The sequence below is a fragment of the Salinicola sp. V024 genome (genome assembly GCF_052645315.1).
The window spans coordinates 1-21895 of sequence record NZ_JBQXYB010000004.1 but is presented as its reverse complement, the minus strand read 5'-3'; the positions used below and the strand labels follow the sequence as shown (position 1 = coordinate 21895).

The window sequence follows — 21895 nt, the reverse complement described above, 5'->3', positions numbered from 1 at the left end:
GCAGTCTAGAGCACGCCACGCGCGAAAAAAGCGAATGATCTTCACCGCTTCATTGCATCGAATCATCGATTCATGGAGGGGGCGAATGTCTTTGGGCCTTCAGCAGCGCTTCTTCGATCAACGCTACCAGCGGCGACTGGTCCGGCGAGAGCCGGGACACCATGATCAGTTCACGATGAAAGCGCTGCTCTTCCAGCGAGATCACCCGCACCGGCAACGGCTGCTGGCGGCGCCACAATCCGGTAAGCGGAATCAGCGCGACGCCAAGACCGCACTCCACCATTCGCGCGATAGCGTCGATCTCGTCGAGTTCCAGCCGGATTTCCGGCCGCAACCGTCGCCGTTCGAGAAAGCGCACCACCTGGCGCCCCCCGAAAGAACCCCGGTCGTAGAGCACCAGCGGATGGTTTTCGAGCAGCGATTCCACTGCCCCGCCCTCGACATCGGGCGGTGCGATCAGCACGAACGGCTCGCGAGCAATGACTCGGGAATAGAGCTCGGGAGGCAACGCGAACGGCGGCCGGACGATCAACGCCATGTCCAGATCACCCTTATCGACCTGGTCGAGCAGCGCCAACGAGACACCGGGCACTACACGAGTCATCACCCCTGGCGCATCGCGGGTCAGCGTCTGCAGAACCTCGGGCAACGCCCCGCTCTGCAGGCTGGCGATCGCGCCGAGATGCCATTCGCCGCACAAACCGTCCACCCCGGAATGACGGATCCGCTCGGCAAGCGTCAGCATCTCGTTGGCCTGCGGCAATAGCCGGCGACCGGCCGCGTTTAGCCGGACGGCACGTCCGGTACGTTCGAACAGCGGCTCGCCGATATCGGCCTCGAGCTTGCGGATCTGCGCACTGACCGCGGACTGGGTCAGCCCGACGGCATTGCCGGCGGCGGAAAACGTGCCGTAACGCACGACGGCGAGAAAGGTCTTAAGCGCTTTGAACATGGCAGGAAAACGACGCCGTGAATCCAGATAATTTGATAGCAGACAGCAATATTATGCGCTTTTCATCAAATTTATTCGCCATCAGAATACAACCACTGAAATTGCCACGATCCGTTTCATCCAAGACCTGAGGAGCTCTTCCATGGCGCTATCCCCTTTCCACCTCGCCATTCCGGTTCACGACCTGCCTGCCGCCCGCAAGTTCTACGGCGAAACGTTCGGCCTGAGCGAAGGCCGCTCCAGCGAACAGTGGGTCGATTTCGACTTCTACGGTCATCAATTGGTGATTCATGAGCACCCGCAGACGCCGTCGCAGCAATCCGCCCATACCAATCCGGTCGACGGCCACGATGTGCCGGTGCCGCACTTCGGTATCGTGCTGAGCTGGCCGGAGTGGGAAGCGCTGGCCGAGCGTCTCAAAGGCTTTGGCACCCAGTTCGTGATCGAACCGTACGTACGCTTCCAGGGCCAGCCGGGCGAGCAGGCGACCATGTTCCTGCTGGATCCGTGCGGTAACGCCCTGGAGTTCAAGGCGTTCAAGGATATGGGTCAGCTATTCGCCAAGTAACACCCCGTCAGCCAACCGAACAAGGCCGCCGATCCTGAACGACTCAGATCAGCGGCCTTGTCGTTCCCAGAACGTCGTTTGAAGCATCGCCGGAGGATGTCGGGTGTCAGGCCGGTTCCAGCCGCCTCAGATGCACGACGCCGATGGCCAGCGCCACCAGCAATAGCACCGCGATAAATAGCGAGACCCCGTTCCAGCCGCCCCAGAACCAGAACGCGCCGCCGAGCGTGCCGGCCACACTGGAGCCGAGATAATAGCTGAACAGATAGAGCGAAGACGCCTGTCCCTTGGCCTGCCGGGCGCGCTGGCCGACCCAGCCGCTGGCCAGCGAGTGCGCGGCGAAAAAGCCGAAAGTGAAGACCAGCATGCCGATCAGGATCAGGCTGATCGGCTCGAACAGCGTTATCGCCAGACCTGCCAGCATCATCGCGATGAACATCCAGAATATTCGCTGACGCCCGAGCCGATCCGCCAGCGACCCCGCCCAGGCCGAGCTGTAGGTACCCGAGAGATACACGATCGACAGCAGGCCCACCAGGGCCTGGCTCACCTGATAGGGCTCGGACAGCAGACGGTAGGCGATATAGTTGTAGAGTGTGACGAAACCGCCCATCAACAGGAAAGCTTCGAGGAATAGCCAGGGCAGCCCCCGGTCCTTGAAGTGAACGGTGAATCCGGACAGCACGCTGCGCCAGTTGAGCGGGCGCGGCGTGAAGTGCCGAGATGGCGGCAGCCAGCGCATGAACAGCAGCGCCGCGATCAGCGCCACGATGCCGATGATCGCCAAAGTGACGCGCCAAGGCACCCAGTCCACCATCACCCCGCTGATCAGGCGCCCGCTCATGCCGCCGATCGAGTTGCCGCTGATGTAGAGCCCCATCGACAGGCCCACGTAGCGCGGATGAATCTCCTCGTTGAGATAGGTCATCGCCACCGCGCACAGCCCGGAGAGCGACAGCCCCGCCAGGGCCCGCATGATCAGAATGCCGGTCCAGTTGGGCATCACCGCCGCCAGCAGCGTGCAGATGGACGCCGCCAGCAACGCGACCGTCATGACCGACTTGCGCCCCACCGCGTCCGAGATCGGCCCGGTGATCAACAGCCCGATCGCCAGCATACCGGTCGCGACCGACAGCGACAGGCTGCTGGTCGCGGCATCGATGCCAAATGCATCCGACAGAATCGGCAGCAGCGGCTGAACGCAGTAGAGCAGCACGAAGGTCGAAAAGGCGCCGAGGAACAGCGCCAGCATGGTCGGCCGGTAGCCCCGCTGGCCGCGTTCAATGAAGCCGCTCTCGACGGTTTCCGCTTCGCGTTCCAACTGATGATGAGTGGCCTGCGTGGTGCGGTGGATCTCGGATGAGGAGTGGCGAGACAACCCGGTTCTCCCGATATCGATGACCGAAGCCGACCGGGGATGAAGGTGCTTCGGGGGCATCAGGGGTTTAGAGATTTGATTTAGACCTTGGTAGGTTACGCCGCCGCCATTAAGCTTTCTAATATATTATTCGATGCTTTTGAGAGGTTTTACGACTCAATAGAGCTGCGAGGTTCCCATGGAACTACGATATCTACGCTATTTCGTCGCTGTGGCCGAAGAGCTTCACTTTAGCCGCGCCGCCCAGCGGCTGGGCATCTCGCAGCCACCGTTGAGCCAGCAGATCCAGGCGCTGGAGCGCGAACTCGGCACGCGTCTGCTGACTCGGACCAATCGCCGCGTCGAGCTGACCGAAGCTGGGCGAGTGTTTCTCGACGAGGCCCGGGATATTCTGGCACGCACCGAACGCGCCACGCGGCTGGTTTCCCGGCTCGGTCGAGGCGAGGCCGGCCAGTTACGTATCGGCTTTACCACTTCCGTGCCTTTGAGCTCGACGCTGCCGCGCACACTGATGCGCTATCGCCAGCGCTATCCCGACGTCGAATTGCGCATGCACGAATTCAATAGCCAGCGCCAGATCGGCCCGCTGCTAAAGGGCGACTTGGATATCGGTATCATGCGCCCGGCCACGCTGCCGGAGGGTCTCGACGCCTTTACCTTGATCCGCGAACCCTTGATAGCGGTGGTCAACGACCAGGGCCCGCTCGGCGGCAGTGCCGCGCCACTGACACTCGACGAACTGGCGCTGCATCCGTTCGTCTACTTCTCGCCGGCCGCCGGCACCGGCCTGCTGGACCAGTTCAACGCCCTGTTCGCCAAGCGGGGCCTGACGCCACGCCTGGTTCAGGAGGTCGGCGGCCCCAATACCATCATCAGCCTGGTTGCCGGCGGGCTCGGTGTCTCGATTCTGCCGGCCTCCTTTCGCCATATCCAGATCGACAATGTGCGCTACCGCCCCATCAGTGACGACGATGCCGTCTCGGAAGTCTGGCTGACCCACCTCCGCCACCAGCAGACGCCCCAGACACGGCATTTCGTCGACCTGGTTCGACATGCCGAAGCGACTTGAGCCGCCTGACGATCCGGCCGCAAACTCCGCTTGACCCGACCCGGCCCTCGTCACAGACTGCTGGTGGCGATGAACGATATCGCCAGCTTGACGGGGTGCCGGTGGAACCGGCTGAGATCGTCCTGCGCTGAAGCCAATTCACAGCGCCACGACGGATCCCGACGAACCTGATCCGGCTAGTACCGGCGTAGGGATCAAGCGGAGAATCTCACATCCCGGGCAGCGTTCCGTCGATTCGTTCTCCCTCCCTCCTGCGCTGTGCGCCGGCCTGACCCGATAGCCTTGGCCAATACGCCGGGCAAGTCATGCCACGGAGCACGACCGAACATGAAATCACCTCAGTTCCTGTCCGAAACCGCCCGCGTCGACAGCGCCGCCATTGCCCCGCTGCCCGCCTCACAGAAGGTCTACATCACCGGCTCACGGCAAGACATCCGCGTACCCATGCGTGAGATCGCCCTCTCGCCGACCCAGACGAAGCAGGGTCTCGAGTCCAACGCGCCATTGGCCGTCTACGACACCTCCGGCTTCTACACCGATCCAGCAGCCGAGATCGACATTCGTCGCGGTCTGCCCGAGCTGCGCCGTGCCTGGATCGACGAGCGTGACGATACCGAATGGCTCGCTGGCCCCAGCTCCAGCTATGGTCGCGTCCGTGCCGAGGATCTACGTCTATCGACGCTACGATTTCACCTTCAGCGCAAACCACGTCGTGCCCGCATGACAAAGGAAGGACGCGGCGCTAACGTAACCCAGCTCCACTACGCCAGACAGGGCATCGTCACGCCGGAGATGGAGTTCATCGCGATTCGGGAGAATCAGTGCCGCCGCGCAGCGAGCGCCGGACTGGAAGACCCCATGCTGGCACATCAGCATCCGGGCGAGTCTTTCGGCGCCAATCTACCCGACGAGATCACGCCGGAGTTCGTGCGTGACGAAGTCGCACGCGGCCGGGCGATCATTCCGGCCAACATCAATCACCCTGAAAGCGAACCCATGATCATCGGGCGCAACTTTCTGGTGAAGATCAACGGCAACCTGGGCAATTCGGCCGTGACCTCCTCGATCGAGGAAGAGGTCGACAAGATGACCTGGGGCATCCGCTGGGGCGCGGACACCATCATGGATCTCTCCACCGGTCAGAACATCCACGAGACGCGGGAATGGATCATCCGCAACTCGCCGGTGCCCATCGGCACGGTGCCGATCTACCAGGCGCTGGAGAAGGTCAATGGCGTCGCCGAGGATCTGAACTGGGAGATCTTCCGCGACACGCTGATCGAACAGGCGGAACAGGGGGTGGATTACTTCACCATTCACGCCGGCGTACGCCTGCACCACGTGCCGATGACGGCCAGGCGCGTCACCGGCATCGTTTCCCGGGGCGGCTCGATCATGGCCAAGTGGTGTTTGTATCACCACAAAGAGAGCTTCCTCTACACCCATTTCGAGGACATCTGCGAGATCATGAAGGCCTACGACGTCTCGTTCTCGCTAGGTGACGGTCTGCGCCCCGGATCCATCGCCGATGCCAACGACGAAGCGCAGTTCGCCGAACTCGAGACCCTGGGCGAGTTGACGAAGATCGCCTGGCAGCACGACGTGCAGGTAATGATCGAAGGCCCCGGCCACGTACCGATGCAGCTGATCAAGGAAAACATGGAGAAGCAGCTCGAGTGCTGCTTTGATGCGCCCTTCTATACGCTCGGGCCGCTGACCACTGATATCGCCCCCGGCTACGACCACATCACCTCCGGCATCGGCGCCGCGCAGATCGGCTGGTACGGCTGCGCCATGCTCTGCTATGTCACCCCCAAGGAGCATCTGGGGCTGCCCAACAAGGACGACGTGAAGACCGGCATCATCACCTACAAGATTGCTGCCCACGCCGCCGATCTCGCCAAAGGCCATCCCGGCGCCCAGCGTCGCGACAACGCGCTGTCGAAAGCTCGCTTCGAATTCCGCTGGGAAGACCAGTTCAATCTTGGCCTCGATCCCGATACCGCTCGCGCCTATCACGACGAGACGCTACCCAAGGACTCAGCCAAGGTGGCGCACTTCTGTTCGATGTGCGGGCCCAAGTTCTGCTCGATGAAGATCACCCAGGAGGTCCGTGAGCGGTTCGGCGGCGACGCCACCCATATCGACGGAGACCAGCGGGAGGCCGGTCTGCAGGAGCAGGCGGAGCGCTTCAAAAAGGAAGGCGGTGAGCTCTACCGGGAAATCTGATACCGCCGGTGGCATATACCGCTTGTGCAAGCAGGCCCGCGTCTTCCGAGCGTCGACGCAGGCTTGACTGTCGGACTAGCACGCTAAGACTTTGGTCGCAATCAGGTTATATGCCATCCCGTTTTCGAATGGGCGGATCGCAAAAGTCCCGGGGATGCGTAAAATGCGCGCTTTTGCCCCCGGCAATTTCGCCTGCACAAGGAGTCACGCATGACTGCAACCCCCTCCCGGCCGAATCTATGGCGCCGTATTCCCTTGTGGCAAAAAATCATCGCGGGCCTGGCGTTAGGGATTCTGGCGGGCGCGCTGATGGGCGAGCAGGCCAGCGTGTTCAAACCGCTCGGCGATATCTTCATCAACGGCATCAAGATGCTGATCGTGCCGCTGGTGTTTTCGACGCTGGTCGTCGGCATCACCGGCATGCGCGATCCGCAGAAAATGGGCCGTGTCGGTGCTCGCACGATCGGGCTCTATTTGGTCACGACCGCCTTCGCGATCGTCATCGGCCTGGTCGCGGCCATGATCTTTCAGCCGGGCGTCGGCGCGGACGCCTCGATGAGTGCGGCGCAGCAGACCAGCGAAGCGCCGTCGCTGGTGGATATCGTCGTCGGGCTGGTGCCGTCGAATCCGCTGCAGGCGATGATCGAGGGCAATATCCTGCAGATTATCGTCTTCGCCATCGGACTCGGCATTTCCCTGATGCTGATCGGTGAAAAGGGCGAGCCCGTCGTGCGGGTGTTCGAAAGCTTCGCCGAAGCGATGTACAAGCTGACCGCCATCGTCATGGCATTCGCGCCGTTCGGCGTATTCGGCCTGATGGCCAACGTCTCGGGCCAGTACGGGCTGGACGTTCTGCTGCCGCTGGCCAAGGTCATCGGCGTGGTCTATCTCGCCTGCCTGATTCACGTCCTCGTGGTCTACACCGGTTTGCTGACGCTGGTCGGACGCCTCAACCCCGTTCGCTATCTGCAAGGCATCATCGACGCCCTAGTGGTCTCGTTCTCTTCGGCCTCGTCTTCCGGCACCCTGCCGGTTTCCATCCGCTGCGCGCAAAAGAATCTCGGTGTCTCGGAAGGTGTATCGAGTTTCGTGCTGCCGGTAGGCGCGACCATCAACATGGACGGGACGGCGATCTATCAAGGTGTCGCGGCGTTGTTCGTCGCCCAGCTGGTCGGGGCCGATCTGTCGATGATGGATTACGGCATGATCGTACTGACCGGCACGCTGGCTTCGATCGGCACGGCGGGCGTGCCCGGCGCGGGTCTGATCATGCTATCGATCGTGCTGGCGCAGATCGGCCTGCCGCTGGAGGCGATCGGCGTCGTCGCGGGCGTAGATAGAATCCTCGATATGGCGCGCACCAGCGTCAACGTCGCCGGCGACCTGATGGTGACGACACTCGTCGCCAAGAGCGAGAAAGAGCTCGACCTGGACACCTATAACCGTCCGAGCAAAGCCTGACCCCCAATTTTCTCGCCCAAACGACAGCGGCCCCGGTCAAGACCGGGGCCGCTGTGTGAAGAGTCTTGGCCGGGCAATGATAGGCCCGAAAGACTCGGTGTACTGAGATTCAGCAAGATCTAGTGGCGTGGTTTGGTGGCGTCCTTCAGATCGCCCTTGGCGGACTTGGCATCACCCTTGGCCTGCTGGGTTTTGCCTTTGCTTTCGAGTTCGCGGTCCTTGGTCATCTTGCCAGCAGCTTCCTTGGCCTTACCAGCTGCCTTGTCGACCTTGCCTTCCGTCTTGTCTGACTTTGAATTCGTCATGGGTGCTACCTCGTTTTCCGTGGATATCCTTATCCGTTCGCCGTTCTCATCGATACTGAGCTGCGAGCATCGTTTACAGCGAACGTAATCTCAGAGTAGTTCGCCGCGGGAAAGTCGAAACGGGAGATTGGTAACAATTTGTTCGCAAAGGCGGACGTTCTGCGGAGGGCGCGTCACGGAACCGCGGGAAAGAACCAAGAGCAGAGAACACGCAGCGAATCGGCGAGAGCCGCCCGACTGCAGGCGGCTCGATGAAAATCAGACGGGGAACATCAAGTGCGTGAGGTCACTTCCAGCAGGTGGTAGCCGAACTGGGTCTTCACCGGACCGTGCACTTCGTTGACGGCGCCATTGAAGACGACTTCGTCGAACTCCTTGACCATCTGGCCACGTCCGAACGTGCCCAGCTCGCCGCCCTGGCGCCCTGAGGGGCAGTTGGAATGCTGACGTGCCACTTCGGCGAAGTCGCTGCCGGCTTCGATCTGCTGCTTGAGTTCGAGACACTTCTGCTCGCTGTCGACGAGAATGTGGCGGGCGCTGGCCTGTGCCATGAGATCACTCCTGAGTCTTGACCATTGGGAAGCGGGCATTCTACGAAATCCGCCCTGCCGGCGTCACCGACAATCGTCTCGACGGCTCTCGACAGAGATTGCGCTGCCCCGGTCAGCCGAAGCGCTGTTCGAGATAGCGATTGATGTCGGCGGATTCGTACATCCACTCTAGCGTGCCGTCCGCTTTCTCGATGCGCAGGCACGGCACCATCGTTCTTCCGCCGCCCGCCATCAGTTCCTGGCGATGACGAGGGTCACGCTGGGTATCGCGCAGCTCGATGGGCAACGCCAGTCGCTCGACCTGGCTGCGCACGCGCTGACAGAAGGGGCAGCTCATGAAATGGTAGAGTGCGAGACGCTGGCAGGCGCGGTCGACATCGGCCTGCGCTTCGGCTGAACGTTCGAGGGGAATCGATGAAAACATGGTCTTGAGCCACTCCGTGATTCGATGGGACATGAAGAGAGATAGCACGCTTTTGTCGGGTTGGCGTCAGTTCGGCGGCAGAGAAACGTCACGGTTCGAGGTGTCAGCATCTTCGGAACCGATGTCGTCGCCAATGTCATTGGCGTCGGCGCCCTCGGAAACGGCGCCTTCAGCACGCGCATTATCAGCGGCTCGATCGAGCTCAGCGGCCTCCTGGTCATTGATCAGCACCGGAATCGTCAACGGGGCGTCGGACGGCGTCGCCAGACTCGTCGGGGAGAAAGCATTGATGGGCGCGGGGGCGTAGCGCTGAGTGGGAGGCAGCGGCGGCAACAGAAAATCGCTGGAAACGATCGGCTGGGCGAGTTCCGCATCACCCGGTAGCCGCAGGGTCGTTTGCACGAGCGGTGACGCGAACTGATCCCGGAACTCCTGACGCGAAACGTCTCCGCTGCCGTCGGCATCCAGCGTGTGCCAGTCACCGCCCAGCCCCAACCGTTCGATATCGACCGGAAGAAGCTCGCCGTCGGCGTCGCTGTCGGCGGTATCGAACACGTTATCCGCACTGACCTGAGCCACGCCCTGCGGCGTCGCGCGATCGATGACGACATCGCGCTCATCGGGAGTCGACGCACAGGACGCCAACACCAGGATACCGGGCAGTAGACTGGCGAGACGCCAACACTGCCGATGCATTCTTTTTCTCATCGATTTCTCTCCCGCTGATGGATCCATGGTAGCCGGCGCCGAATCGCCGAGTCAGTCACGAGGATTGCGCAGCGTCCCGCTGTCGAGACGCTGTTGCCAGCTCTGCCAGAGGCTGAGCCGGCTGGATTCGCCAACCTCGCGTCCACCGCCACTGAGCTTGCTGATCCAGAGATGGCTACCATTGAAACTGTAGATCGGCACCAGATCCTTGCGTTTCGATGCCGGCTCGAGGGTCTTGACGATATTGTCCAGCACGATTGGTGGCGAAGTCGGCGATGCTGCCCAGGTCACCACCATATGAAACTGATCGTAGGGAATGTATTTGACGTAATGCAGCCGCAACTGATCATCGGATACACCCAGCTCGCGCAGCGTCAGATATTTGGCCATGGCGAAGTCTTCGCAATCGCCGGCGCCCACGCCGAGAAACTCGAATGGCGTTGCCCAATAATCTTTCACGTGCCAGACATCGATATCGTCGACGAAGCGAAGCTGATTGAAAAAGTCGTTCACACCCGCCAGTTTCACCTCGATGGATCGTCCCTGTAGACGATCCATCAACGCTGGCCACTGCTGAATGCGCTGCCATCCGTTCGCGCTATATAACGTCTCGACTTGCTGGCGCGGCGGCAATCGCGGCAGAGCGTCGACCGGGAAGCCGCTGCTCCCCAGCGTCAGCGCCACGACAAACGCCATCAGCCAGCACTTCACCTGCCGGCCCCCACCGTTCGGTGGCGTCATCGGCTCGGCGACGCGTCGGTTGAGGAGCACCGAGGCGAGACTATGTCAGTTCCAGCGGCACGATCGGTGCCAGATAGCCCTGATAGCCATCGGCACCCACTTCCGCCACCCGCTGGCGCTGTTCGTAGGACTCCACGCGCGTCACGATGACCTTTGCTTCGACCTGATGGGCTGCCATGCACAGACTACGCAGAAATTCGGTATCGACATCGTCACGCACGAAGAAGCCCTGATCGATCTTGACGTAATCCGGGCGCAACCGTGCGAGATAGCTCATCGCGGACAGATTGCGTGCGAACCGGTCGATACCACCGCGAGCGCCGAATCGATGCGCCACCCGGAACAGCTGCTGCACCCTGTCCAGATGCTCGAGCGCGATCTCTTCACTGACCTCCAGATCGAGCTTGGCGGCGAAGCGCGGGTTCGACTCGAGCCAGCCGACGAGCCGTCGATACTGCGCCTGATCCGCCACCGAATCCGCGGTCAAGTTGACGGCTAACCGCCCCTCAAAACGGGCCTCGCGATCGCCAAGACTTTCGAGCACCGCCCTATCCAACTGCACCCCCATCTGGAAGTGATTAATGACAGGAAGGAAGATATAAGCCGGGTGCTGAGTTTCCCCTTCGTTGAGTCGCACCAAGACCTCTCGGTGTAACTCGCTGCCGTCAGTCAACAACACGGGCTGGGCAACGAAGCTGATATCTCGGGCTTCGAGCGCATGCTCGATGATCTGACGCCACTCCTGACGTCCCCGCGCCGCGGTCACGTCGCCAGGATGTGCGGTGACCCACCGCTGCTGGCGTTCGATCGCTTCACGCAATGCACTGTCCGCTCGCGCCAGAATACCCTCCCGAGTCATGCCACGTTCGCGCAGAACGACGCCGCCCCGGGTGTGCAACGCGCGAGCTTCCGCCAACGGATTGGCATCGACGATGTCATCGATGCGATCGAAGGTATCCGTCATCCACTGCTCTCTCGGCGCATCATCGGTATCGGGGAGCAGTAACGCGAACTCCTCCGCCGACAGGCGTGCCTTCATCACTTCCTGTCCCGCGAGTTGCGCGCTCTGAAGGTAGGTACCGATGTTGCGGATCGCCCGATCACGCGCCTCGAAGCCATCCTGGCGGTAGAGCTCCTGAAGATGATCGATGCGCACGATGACGAGTGCGCCGCCGACGGGTGCCGATAACCATTCGTCGAGCACGCGGGCCAGATAGGCACGATTGCCCAGCAGCGATACGGCGTCCTGCTCGGTCAGCCGTTGTAGACGCACGACCTGTTCGGCCTGCTGGTCGAACTGCTGGTTGAGACGCATGCCGAGATGATTGACCGAATCGGTGATGCCCTGAAGCTCGTGAACGCGGCTCTCCGGCAGCGGCTCGTCGAAACCGTCGATCTGCATGTCGGCAATGCGGCGCGAAAGCCGATTCAGCGGTCCTAGGAGCAACTTGACGCCGACGATACTGAGCACGAAGACCATGACCATTCCCACGGCCAACCAGGTGATCAGCTGCAGCGCCAGAGACCACAGCTGATCGTAGGCGTAGGCACTTTCGGAAGCGATCTTGACACTCCCCAACGCTGACCAGCCGCCGCTGATTTCACGCTCTCCGCGAGCGCTCGGCAGGCTGATCGCCTGCTGAAACCAGTGTGGCGTGTCACTTTCGCGGGCGGCATCCACCACCAGGGGGTCATCGCGGCCCACGGCTTCCAGTTCGATACGCCTTATCACGCCGCCATCGGAGACGGCGCGCATCAGCGTCTCGGCGCTGGTCCAGTCACCGATCTCGACGAACGGCACAAGCGATAGACTCAGCGCCTGAGCGAGATTATCGACATCGATTTGCTGGCGCTCGGCCAATGATGCTCGAGTTTGATGCACCTCGATGGAGAAGATCCCGATCGAGAACAACAGCAATAGCCCGACCATGATGGCGACGGAGCGGCGAAACAGACTCATAAGCGGGGTCTCCGATCAGCCCTGGGGATTTTCGTCGCGACGAATCGGCGGCGGATAACGATCATCGACAGCCCCGACCATGTCGGGATTCACCTGTAGCGTATCGAGCAGCTGGCCGGTGGCGGAGAGTAACCGATAGTTGGCCCGACGCAGCGAGAACTCGGCTTGAACCTGCGCCTGCTGCGCATCGTAGAGCTCGGTCTCGCTGTCGAGCATGTCGAGCAGCGTGCGTCGGCCGATGTCGAACTGCTTGCGATAGTTGACGCGGGTTTTCTCGCTGGACTCGACATGACGAGCCAGAAACGGCAGCTGGCTGGTGACATAGTCGCGGGCATTCCAGGCTAGCCGGAGTTCATCGCGAATCTCGCGCAGGGAGCGGTCGCTATCGTAACGCACGGCGCGCAGTGAATCCTCGCGTGAACGCATTTCGGCCGTATCGATACCTCCCCGATAGAGATTCCAGGACATCACCAGATCTGCGTTCCAATCGTCGGAATCGTTACCTTCGTAGTCATAATCCCGAGCCGCCTGACGGCTTGCTTCGGCACGGAACGTCGGCAGAAAATCGCCTCGCTCCGCCGCCACTTCATGACGTGCGGCATCGATGGAGTGCGTGGCGGAAATCACCAGCGGGTTGTTGGATGTCGCCATGGCGATTGCGGCGTCGAAATCCCCCGGTACGCCAGTCATGTCGACATCGGCTGGCAGCGTGAGATTTCGGGGCGTCTCGCCGACATAGCGCAGAAAGGCAGAGACCGCGTCGTCGAGGTTGTTGCGAGCGGAAATCAAGCTGGCCTGAGCCTGAGCCAGACGCCCTTCGACCTGGCTGGTGTCGGTCGTGGTGCCGGCCCCGAGCTCCTCGCGACGCCGAATGTCGGACGCAATGCGCTGATGGGTATCGACATTACGCTGCGCCAGTTCGAGCAGACGCTGCGATTGCAGCACGTCAAGATAGCTCTGGACCGTTGCCAGGCCAATCTGATTGGCCGCCGCAGCCACCTGCCAGCGCTGATAGTCGCTTTCGGCGTCCGCCTGCCGGATGCGCTCGATCGTGGTATTGCCGTCCCAGATCAACTGCGACAGCGTGATCGAGCCGCGCCGATAGTCGTGAGGCTCGCTGGACTGAGAGATCCCGTCGATCTCGCTTTCGTTCTCGCCATAGCCGACGCGGGTCTCAAGATCGACCGAGGGAAGATAAGCGCCGCGCTGCGCCCTGGCGTCGTCCAGATTCTGCTGGTAACGCGCCATCTCGGTGCGCGTGGTGGGGTACTCCATCACCGCCTGAGTGACCGCTTCGGTCAGTGTTTGGGCCTGGGCGCCACCGGCCGATGCCGCCAGACCGGCGAACAGGATCCACTGCTTCATCATGATGCTTTTCACCCCTTTCTTGTCCTGCCGCGCACGCCTAGCGTTCACGCATGGCACCCTGCTGGGCGCGAAGTATCGGCTTCAACAGATACTGCAAAATGGTCTGCTCGCCGGTGATCACATCGACCGTCGCCTGCATACCGGGAATGATCGCCAGATCGTCGACGTTTTTCCCCAGATGGTTGCTGTCGGTTCGTACGGTCACTTCGTAGTAAGTGTTGCCTTTGTCGTCTTCCTCGGTATCCGGGCTGATACGCATGACCTGCCCCTTCAGGCCACCGTAGATCGTGAAGTCATAGGCGGATAACTTGACCGTCGCCGCCTGTCCCGCGCGGATGAAACCGACATCGCGTGGTGACACTCTCGCCTCGACCAGTAGCTGGTCCTCGATCGGCACGATCTCCATCAGGCTGGCACCGGGCTCGATCACGCCGCCGATGGTGTTGACGTTGATCGACTGCACGCTGCCGCGAACGGGCGACGTGATCAGCGTCCTGTCAACGCGATCCTGCAGGCTGACTCGCCCCTGCTGGAGGCTGTCGAGCTTGTTGCGAGCCTCGGTCAAGGCATCCGCGCTGCGCGAGCGAAACTGAGTCGCCAGATCGCGCCGTTTGCTGATGGCCTCAAGCAGCTCGGATTGTTTGGACGGGATCGACAGCTGTGCGGACTCCAGATCCCCGCGCTGGTCGTTGACCTTACGCTGCAGATCGAGCAGATCCACCTGCGAGACGATCCCTTCCTTCACCAATGGCGCGGTGATCCCCAACTGCTGGCGTGAGAGTTGATAGCTACGAGACAGGGAATCGGCCCGGGACCGGATCTCCTGCAACTCCTGCTGACGCTGCTGAATCTGCGCCGCGGCCTGGTCAAGTTGAGAGCGCAAGCCATTGATCCTCGCGCTGTAGGCGCCAGCGACCGCAGAATAGGTCTCCTTATTGGTGGTGCGAAACTCATCACTGAGCGGAAGGGTTTGCGTGGATACGTTGACCTGCGACTGCCAGTCGCTGGCGTCCGAATTCACCACCACCGAGTCCAGCTCGGCCTGATACTGCGCCACCGTTGCCTGCAGCCCGGCCAGCGTCGAGTTGCGCTCGGCGAGATCGGAGGTTGCCCGGGTCGGATCGATTCGCGCCAGCGGCTGGCCGGCTTCGACGACATCGCCCTCGTCGACATAGATCTCGCGCACGATCCCGCCTTCCAGATTCTGGATCGTCTGCAGTCGCGATGAGGGGACAACCTGCCCCGTACCCCGGGTCACGACTTCGATACTCGAGACGCCCGCCCATATCAGGAAAACGATGAACGCGGCCAGCAGTATCCAGATGATGACTCGCGACCGCCACGGCGTGGAGAGTAGCGTGGCAGCACTGGCATCATCGGCAAGCTCCAGTTCGCGGGCGTTGGGCCGCGGCCATTTGACGACGTTACCCGCGCTGACCATGGCGCACCTCCTGCTGGCCGGCGGCTGGCGGCGTGGGCTCGGTCGGCGCCTGCACACGTCCTTCGTTGAGTGCCTTGAGCACCGTCTGCTTGGGGCCATCCGCGATCACGCGGCCAGAATCGAGCACGATGATCCGATCGACAACCTCCAGCATCGAACTCTTGTGCGTGACCAGCACCACCGTCTGGCTTCTCGGCAACTCCCGGAGCGTTCGGCGCAGCATGGCTTCGGCGCGGTTGTCCATATGCGAGCCCGGCTCGTCGAGCAGCAACAACGCTGGATTGGTCAGAATCGCCCGTGCCAGCAGCACCGCCTGGCGTTGGCCGCTGGACAGCAGTCGACCTCCCTCGCCGACCTGGCGATCCAGACCATCGGGATCACGGCGGGTGAATTCGCTGGCGCCCGCGATATCTGCCGCACGGTGCACCGCCTCGTCACTGGCGTAGGGCTGACCCAGCATGATGTTGTCGCGAATCGAGCCGAAGAACAGTGCGCTATCCTGGCCGGCAAAACCGATATGACGACGCACATCGGCGGGATGGATCTGGTTGATATCGAGCCCATCGAGACGGATGCTGCCCTCGGTCGAACGATAGAGACCGCTCATCAGGCGCTCGACGGTACTCTTGCCTGCCCCCATGCGGCCGATAATCCCGACGCGCTCTCCAGGCTCGATGGTGAACGAGACATCGGTCAGCACGGCGGGAGACAGTTCGCTGTAACGGAACTCTACGTGATCGAACTCGATGCGCATGTTGAGCTTGTCGCGGTGCACATAGTTCTTGGTCTCGTCGACCTCGTCCGGCAAGTTCATGATCTGATCGATCGCCGCCATGGCACTGCGTGTCTGCCCGAACCGGGTAATCAGCAACGCCATCTGCGCCAGCGGTTGCAGCGCTCGCCCCGTCAGCATGACCGCGGCGATCAGCCCGCCCATCGATAGTTGAGCATTGCCGATCAAGTAGACGCCCAGCACGACCAGCGCCACCGTCGAGAGCTGATTGACCGACATCGTCAACGACGACACCGAGGTCGACAGATTGCGGCTCTTGACGCCCCACTTGGCGATTTCGCCGACCGCGCGTTCATAGCGACGCTGGGTCTCGCCCTGGGCGTTGGCAAGCTTGATGCTCTCGAGCCCTGCCACGCTTTCGACCAGCCGCGCATGCTTCTCGGTCGCCAGCCGCGAGCCCAGTTCGATCGAGCGCCTGAGCGGCCACTGAATGATGATGCTGTAACCGATCAGAATGACCAGCGCAATGATCGGCACCCAGACCAGCGGCCCGCCGACGATCCATATCACAAGCAGAAACAGGATCGCGAACGGCAGATCGACCAGCGTCGTCATGGTCATCGAGGTGAAGAAGTCACGAACCGAGTCGAACTCCTGCAGATGCTTGACGAAGGCGCCTACCGAAACCGGTCGCGCCTCCATTCTCAGGTTCATCACCTTGGCGAATATCTTGGCCGACAGCAGGACTTCGGATTTCTTGCCTGCGGTATCCAGAAACCACGATCGCACCTGACGCATCAGCAGATCGAAACAGACGATGATCGCCATGCCTGTCGCCAGCACCCAGAGCGTATCGAAGGCCAGGTTCGGCACCACCTTGTCGTAGACGTTCATGGTGAAAAGCGGCGCGGCCAAGGCGAACAGATTGATCAACAGCGAAGCGATCAGTACGTCTCGATAGATCGGCGTCGACAGCTTGAGCGTTGACCAGAACCAGTGACCCTCGGCCAGCTTGACTGTCTCCGGGGCGCGATCGTCGAAGCGATGCTCACGCCGCACGTAGATCACCTGACCGGTTGCCTGCTCGATCAGCGAGCTCATCTCGACGTCCTGAGTGCCATCGGCCTCCGGCATGTAGACCGTGGCCTGCTTTCGCTCCGCGTCACGCGAGAGCATCACCACGGCACGGCGTCCCTGCAGGATCACGATGCAGGGCAGCAGAATGTCGGCGACGCGGTCGGCGCGCTGGCTCACCAGCTTGGCCGAGAGGCCCGCCCGCTGCGCCGCGCGCGGCACCAGCGACAGCGTCAGCCGGCCATCGTCGAGCGGCAGTCCCGCGCTGATGACATCGGCCGATCTGGGCGTGCCGTGGTGCCGAGAGAGAAATATCAACGCGCCGAGAAGCGGGTCGATCTCCTTCTCTCCGACCGGGTCGGGACGAAGCGGTGTCGGTTCATCAACCAAACCTGTGCTCTCCTGTGGTTCGACGGCCGGCCTCAACCGTCGAGGTTCGTCTTGAGATTGCCGTCGTGCAGCAACGTCCTGATGATGTCGGTATCCGAACTGCCGAGCGAGGTCATGTCAACGTTGCTGAACTCGATCTTCTGGGTCACCGCCCCGTCGGGGCCATCGGTCTTGATCTGCAGGGTAGAACCGCTATTGCTATCGGCGGCAGTGCCCTTCTCGAAATGGAGGTATTGAGAAGCCAGCGAAGCATCCAGACTGAAATCTCCGCTGCCGCCGATGTCGAGCATGTCGGACAGGTCGACGACGTCACCGCCGGCGCCACTCTTGAAATCCGTCACCTGATCGACAGCCGGCGCCGCAGAGGAGCCCTGATCGCCACGCATCCAGGCAAAGGTGTCGCTGCCGTCACCCCCAGTCAGAATATCGTTGCCCTTGCCACCTTCGAGACGGTCGGCGCCAGCGCCGCCGTCGAGCGTGTCGTTGCCGGCGCCGCCGGTCAAGGTGTCGCGACCGGTACCGCCGCTGAGGGTATCGTTGCCCTCGCCCCCGCGCAGAATATCGTCGCCGTCGCCGCCGGTGAGGATGTCATTGCCCTTGCCGCCGATCAGCACGTCGTCGCCCTTGCCCCCGATGAGCTTCGTGCCGCTGTCATTGGCCATCAGAGCGTCGTCGCCGTCGCTGCCGGTCAACGTCTGCCCGCGCTGGTAGTCGACGGTTACCGACGCCGTATCGGTGCTCCCCTGGCTGTCGGTCAGGGTGTAGTCGGTCCTCAGCGTCGAGGCCGTGTCGGCAGCGTTGGCGTAACCGATCTTCATCGACAGGTCGTAGGTCTCGGCGCCATAGCCGTCGAAGAACCCGGTGCCACTATCCTTCACGTTCATGACCGCCACGGTGTAGCTCTTGTCCCCGCCGCTCGAGTTGGTGAAGGTGCCACCGTTGGCCAGCGCGGTGAAGCCATTATCCCCCGCGCCCTTGTAGGCCAGGGCCACACCCCCAGCGACGGTGGTCGCCAGGGTCAGGGATTCTCCGGCACGCAGGGTCAGTGTCATGAGATCGTTGGCATTGCTGCCGAATCCCGATAGCCAGCCGCCACCGGCCAGACTACCGCGCACCACGGTCGCCGCGGTGTTGACCGCCTGAGCAGCGGTAGAGAAGCTGCCGCGATCCAGGGCGAAACTGTCGGCGTTGCGCTTGTCCTGGGTCTGCACGCTGGCCGCGGTGAAATCGGACGCACGATCCTTCCAGCCGGTGGTCAGCGTCAGCCCGTTGGTGGTCGCCGTGCTACCTGACGCAATGGCGTCATTGACGAGCAGCACGTCGGCGCCGATGCTCAGGCTCGGACTCAGGATATTGGTGATGATGTGGTCGTCATGTGCCGAGGTGACACCGTTCTTGACGTTGATGTTCATCACCCCGATGGCGGTGTCACCGTCGGCGTCGCTCAGGGTGTAGCGAATGGCGTCGGTACCGAAGCTGCCCAACTTGGCCGTGTAGCGGTAGCTGCCGTCGTCCATGTCCATGACCAGTTGGCCGCCCAGCTCCGTGGTGATGCCGAGCTTGTGCGAGCTGCCGTCGTAGGTATAGGTGGCCCCGCTCGACGAGGCAGAGACAGTGCCGCTGCTCTTGTCGAAGGTGTAGGTCACGCCGTCGACCACCAGGCTCTTGATGTAGCCGCCATCCCCGCCGAGTGACGACAGCCCATGCGCGGTACCACTCAACACACCATCCTGCAGCAGCGGCATCTGCACCGTGCCGCTCACGACACTGGAGAGCGTATCGAGATTGGTAATGACCACCGCATCGGTGTTATCGCCGGTGCGGCCATCGTAGGCTACCGGGTTGAGATAGGTCTGACTCACGTCCCCACCGATCCCCAGTGCCAGCGAGTCGATCGCATTCTTGCCAAGGAACGCCTTCCAGGCTGCCTCTTCGCTGGCATCGATACCGTCACCCCGATTGACATCCACAGTATTGCCCGGGTTGGTCTGTGATGCCGTCGGATAGGCGCTCGACAAGGTGGGTTCGCCATCGGAGAAGAAGTACGAGACGTTCTGCACCTCACCGGTCAGCTTGCCGCTGCCGTTCCAGGCAGTCTGGGCATTGCTCAGCGCGTAGTCATAGTTGGTACCGCCATTGGCCTGCAGCGCATCCACCGCCTTGAGTGCATCGGAGACCGTCATCCACTGCTTGGGTGAGCTATCGAGCTGATCCGAGAACGGCGCCAGCGCCACCTTGACGTTCCCGATGTCGTCGTACTTCGTCAACATCTCCTTGATCGACTGCTGCAGCACCTGGAGACGCGTCTGCTCGACGCCACCAACGGTCACCTTGTCGTTCATGCTGGCAGAGGTATCCACGATCAGGAGCACATTGGTGTTGATTGCCCCCTGCACGAAGCTGATCGACTGTGGCTGGGTAACCGGAGAGTCGTCTTCGACGGTGATGCCGATGCTGGTATTGGCACTCAGGCTGCCATCGCTGACCTTGACCCCGAGGTTGAAACTCAGTGTGTCCTCGCCCTTGCCGGGGTGGTCCACACCAGCCTTCAGGGTGATCTGATACTGGCCATTGGCATCGATGGTGGCGCGAATCACCTCCTTGCCACCGGCAGATCCGATGAGTGTGCCGCTGTCGCTGCCGCTCCAGGTGATTGCCGCACCACTCGAGCTCAGCACCGTGGTCGGCGCCGTCAGCGTATAGGTCAACTTGTCGCCATCGACGTCGGTGGCTATCACGCGGCCGCTGGCGGTCGCGGAATCCGTGGTATCGGACGTCCCCAGCGTATCCGGCACGCCGCCCGGCAGCCCCTCCTCGGAAACGGTGGCGCTGTATCCCTGGGCCGCGACCACCGGCGCGTCGTTGACCGCATGCACGGTGACCGGAATCGCCACGCTGGTCGTCGCGCTGTCGCCGTCGCTGCCCTCGGTCGAGGTGACTGCGGCGGTCAGGTTGATCGTACCATTGTAGTTGGCGGCCGGCTTGAGCGTCAGCGTATTGAGATTCCAACCGCTTAGATCCACGCTGGTTTGCCCGCTGCTACCAACGACGGTATGACTGCCATCGCTCAGGGTGGCACCTGCCGGAATAGCGCTCAGCCTGACGCTGCCGAGCGTCTCCGAGCCGTCGGTATCGGTCAGTGCCGCGGCGATCTTGGACAGGTGGATTACCGAGTCCTCGTCGCCTTCGTTCATGGCGTAGAGCTGATAGTAGCCGTTGCCATTACCGTCGCCGCCGAGCAGCCCGGAGTGATTGACGTTGGCGGCGTCGAGCGCGCTGACGTCCTGCATCAGCACATAGTTGCTCGCGTTTAGCGGGGCCGACGCACCACCGTTGACGCCGACGTTCAGCGAGTAGTTACCGGCTCCCGCCTGGTTGTGATGGTAAAGATCGAGCGTGTAGTAACCGCTTACCGCCGGCTTGTAGCTGCCGGAATAGTTGCCGGAACTGCCACCCCACGTCCCCTGTCCGACCACGTTACCGCCGATCAGCACGCGGATACTGTCATCACCAGAGCCGCTGAAGGCATAGGTTTTCCCCGCTTCCAGATAGATCAATCCCGACAGATGCGTCCCCGTGCCGGCGGCCACGTTGGTATTGGCCGCTGCCGTGACACTGCCACTGCTGGCGGGCGTGCCGGCGCGGTCGATTGCTGCCTGCATGGCAGCCGGATCGGCGCCATTGCCGTTGGTCCCGAGCGTCGTGATGGAGAAGGTGTCACGCGTTAAACCAGCGCCAGTGGCAGTGTTACTGCCCAGGGTAATCGATGGCGCATCGGCGGCCGCGGCAAGATTGATCGTGGCCGTGGCCGGCGTCGGATCCTTGCTTCCGTTATTATCGATCGCCGCGTACTTGAGCGTTGTCGTGCCGGCCCAATCTCCCGTCGGCTTGAAGTAGACCGTCGCGCCATTGCCGTTGGCCGTGATCGACGCGCCTGGCGTCAGTGCTTGAGTACCTGCCGCATCGCGATAGAAGGTGCCATTGGCACCCAGGCTCGAGATTTCGAAACTGCCGATGCTGCCGTCTACATCGGTGCCGACGAGGTTGACCGCAATCAACGACGACGGATCTTCCTTGCCGGTTACCGTAACGTTCGAGGTTTCCGGCAGTTCGTTGGTACCCACGATGGTGACAGCGATCGTTTTCGTGGTGCCATCGAGTGTCGCGACCGTAAAGTTCTCGACCTTGGTTTCGCCCGCCTTGAGATACTGCACGGCACTGTTGGCAACGCTGTAATTCCAGTTACCTCCCGCCGTAATGGCCAACGTTCCCAACGTACCGCTCGCCGCCGCAGCGTTGCCGGGCACGAAAGCACTTTGGCCACTATCCGCATCGCTCGCCGTCAGCGCGCCGCCGGCGGTCAGACTTCCCGCGGAGACGTTGCTGTCCTCGGTCACTGAACCGGAAGCCGTACCGCTGATCACCGCGGCGTCGTTGGTGCCATTGATGGTGACCGTCACCACCTGTGACGTGCCGTCGACGCTTGTCACCGTGAACGCGTCGCTGACGCTGTCACCCTCGTTGAGTTCGTTGAACGCACTCG

The 21895-nt window shown here is 61.9% G+C and carries 16 protein-coding genes and 1 riboswitch; of the genes, 4 read left to right on the top strand and 12 right to left on the bottom strand.

The features are described from left to right. Window positions 1-70: 70 nt before the first annotated feature. Window positions 71-952, bottom strand: a complete 882-nt coding sequence (locus ACUN9V_RS07810) for a LysR family transcriptional regulator (RefSeq protein ID WP_445510991.1) — start codon at window positions 950-952, stop codon at window positions 71-73. Window positions 953-1094: 142 nt separating this feature from the next. On the opposite strand from ACUN9V_RS07810, the gene ACUN9V_RS07805 reads away from it, so the two are divergent. Continuing rightward, on the top strand, window positions 1095-1520 hold the full coding sequence (locus tag ACUN9V_RS07805) for a VOC family protein (protein WP_075563749.1): 426 nt from the start codon (window positions 1095-1097) through the stop codon (window positions 1518-1520). A 106-nt stretch (window positions 1521-1626) separates the two neighbouring features. On the opposite strand, the gene ACUN9V_RS07800 is transcribed toward ACUN9V_RS07805, so the two are convergent. Beyond that, on the bottom strand, window positions 1627-2898 hold the full coding sequence (locus ACUN9V_RS07800; RefSeq protein WP_445510990.1) for an MFS transporter: 1272 nt from the start codon (window positions 2896-2898) through the stop codon (window positions 1627-1629). A 178-nt stretch (window positions 2899-3076) separates the two neighbouring features. Between ACUN9V_RS07800 and ACUN9V_RS07795 the strand changes: the two genes are divergently transcribed. From ACUN9V_RS07795 to ACUN9V_RS07785, 3 genes are all read left to right on the top strand, one after another. Beyond that, entirely contained in the window at window positions 3077-3967 is an 891-nt protein-coding gene (locus tag ACUN9V_RS07795) for a LysR family transcriptional regulator (RefSeq protein ID WP_445510989.1), read from the top strand. Window positions 3968-4048: 81 nt separating this feature from the next. After that, window positions 4049-4178: riboswitch (TPP riboswitch) on the top strand. Between the two features lie 116 nt (window positions 4179-4294). Further along, window positions 4295-6196 (top strand): phosphomethylpyrimidine synthase ThiC, encoded by a 1902-nt coding sequence (gene thiC / locus ACUN9V_RS07790; RefSeq protein ID WP_445510988.1) that lies wholly within the window; start codon window positions 4295-4297, stop codon window positions 6194-6196. 210 nt (window positions 6197-6406) lie between these two features. Continuing rightward, a complete protein-coding gene (locus ACUN9V_RS07785) occupies window positions 6407-7657 on the top strand; it encodes a dicarboxylate/amino acid:cation symporter (RefSeq protein WP_445510987.1) in 1251 nt (416 codons plus the stop codon). Between the two features lie 119 nt (window positions 7658-7776). Here ACUN9V_RS07785 and ACUN9V_RS07780 read toward each other — a convergent pair whose 3' ends face one another. The 10 genes from ACUN9V_RS07780 to ACUN9V_RS07735 form a co-directional block, all read right to left on the bottom strand. Further along, complete coding sequence (locus tag ACUN9V_RS07780) at window positions 7777-7962, bottom strand: CsbD family protein (RefSeq protein ID WP_075563753.1); 186 nt, start codon at window positions 7960-7962, stop codon at window positions 7777-7779. Between the two features lie 272 nt (window positions 7963-8234). Beyond that, window positions 8235-8513, bottom strand: coding sequence for a peptidylprolyl isomerase (locus tag ACUN9V_RS07775; RefSeq protein ID WP_075563754.1), 279 nt, complete (start codon window positions 8511-8513; stop codon window positions 8235-8237). 112 nt (window positions 8514-8625) lie between these two features. Further along, window positions 8626-8937, bottom strand: a complete 312-nt coding sequence (locus ACUN9V_RS07770; protein WP_445510986.1) for a glutaredoxin family protein — start codon at window positions 8935-8937, stop codon at window positions 8626-8628. 66 nt (window positions 8938-9003) lie between these two features. Continuing rightward, window positions 9004-9645 carry a hypothetical protein gene (locus ACUN9V_RS07765; RefSeq protein WP_445510985.1) on the bottom strand — a complete coding sequence of 214 codons (642 nt, stop codon included), beginning with the start codon at window positions 9643-9645 and terminating at the stop codon, window positions 9004-9006. 51 nt (window positions 9646-9696) lie between these two features. Next, on the bottom strand, window positions 9697-10341 hold the full coding sequence (locus ACUN9V_RS07760; protein WP_445510984.1) for a transglutaminase-like cysteine peptidase: 645 nt from the start codon (window positions 10339-10341) through the stop codon (window positions 9697-9699). 85 nt (window positions 10342-10426) lie between these two features. Beyond that, window positions 10427-12346 carry an EAL domain-containing protein gene (locus ACUN9V_RS07755; RefSeq protein WP_445510983.1) on the bottom strand — a complete coding sequence of 640 codons (1920 nt, stop codon included), beginning with the start codon at window positions 12344-12346 and terminating at the stop codon, window positions 10427-10429. 15 nt (window positions 12347-12361) lie between these two features. Continuing rightward, a complete protein-coding gene (locus ACUN9V_RS07750; protein ID WP_445510982.1) occupies window positions 12362-13726 on the bottom strand; it encodes a TolC family outer membrane protein in 1365 nt (454 codons plus the stop codon). 25 nt (window positions 13727-13751) lie between these two features. Further along, the gene (locus tag ACUN9V_RS07745) at window positions 13752-15155 is read right to left on the bottom strand and encodes an HlyD family type I secretion periplasmic adaptor subunit (protein WP_445510981.1); all 1404 of its coding nucleotides are present in this window, start codon (window positions 15153-15155) and stop codon (window positions 13752-13754) included. Continuing rightward, the gene (locus tag ACUN9V_RS07740; protein ID WP_445510980.1) at window positions 15139-17352 is read right to left on the bottom strand and encodes a type I secretion system permease/ATPase; all 2214 of its coding nucleotides are present in this window, start codon (window positions 17350-17352) and stop codon (window positions 15139-15141) included. Before ACUN9V_RS07740 ends, ACUN9V_RS07745 begins: the two co-directional genes overlap by 17 nt. A 32-nt stretch (window positions 17353-17384) precedes the next feature. After that, window positions 17385-21895, bottom strand: a 4511-nt coding sequence (locus ACUN9V_RS07735; protein ID WP_445510979.1) for a VCBS domain-containing protein, incomplete at its 5' end; no start/stop codon positions are given.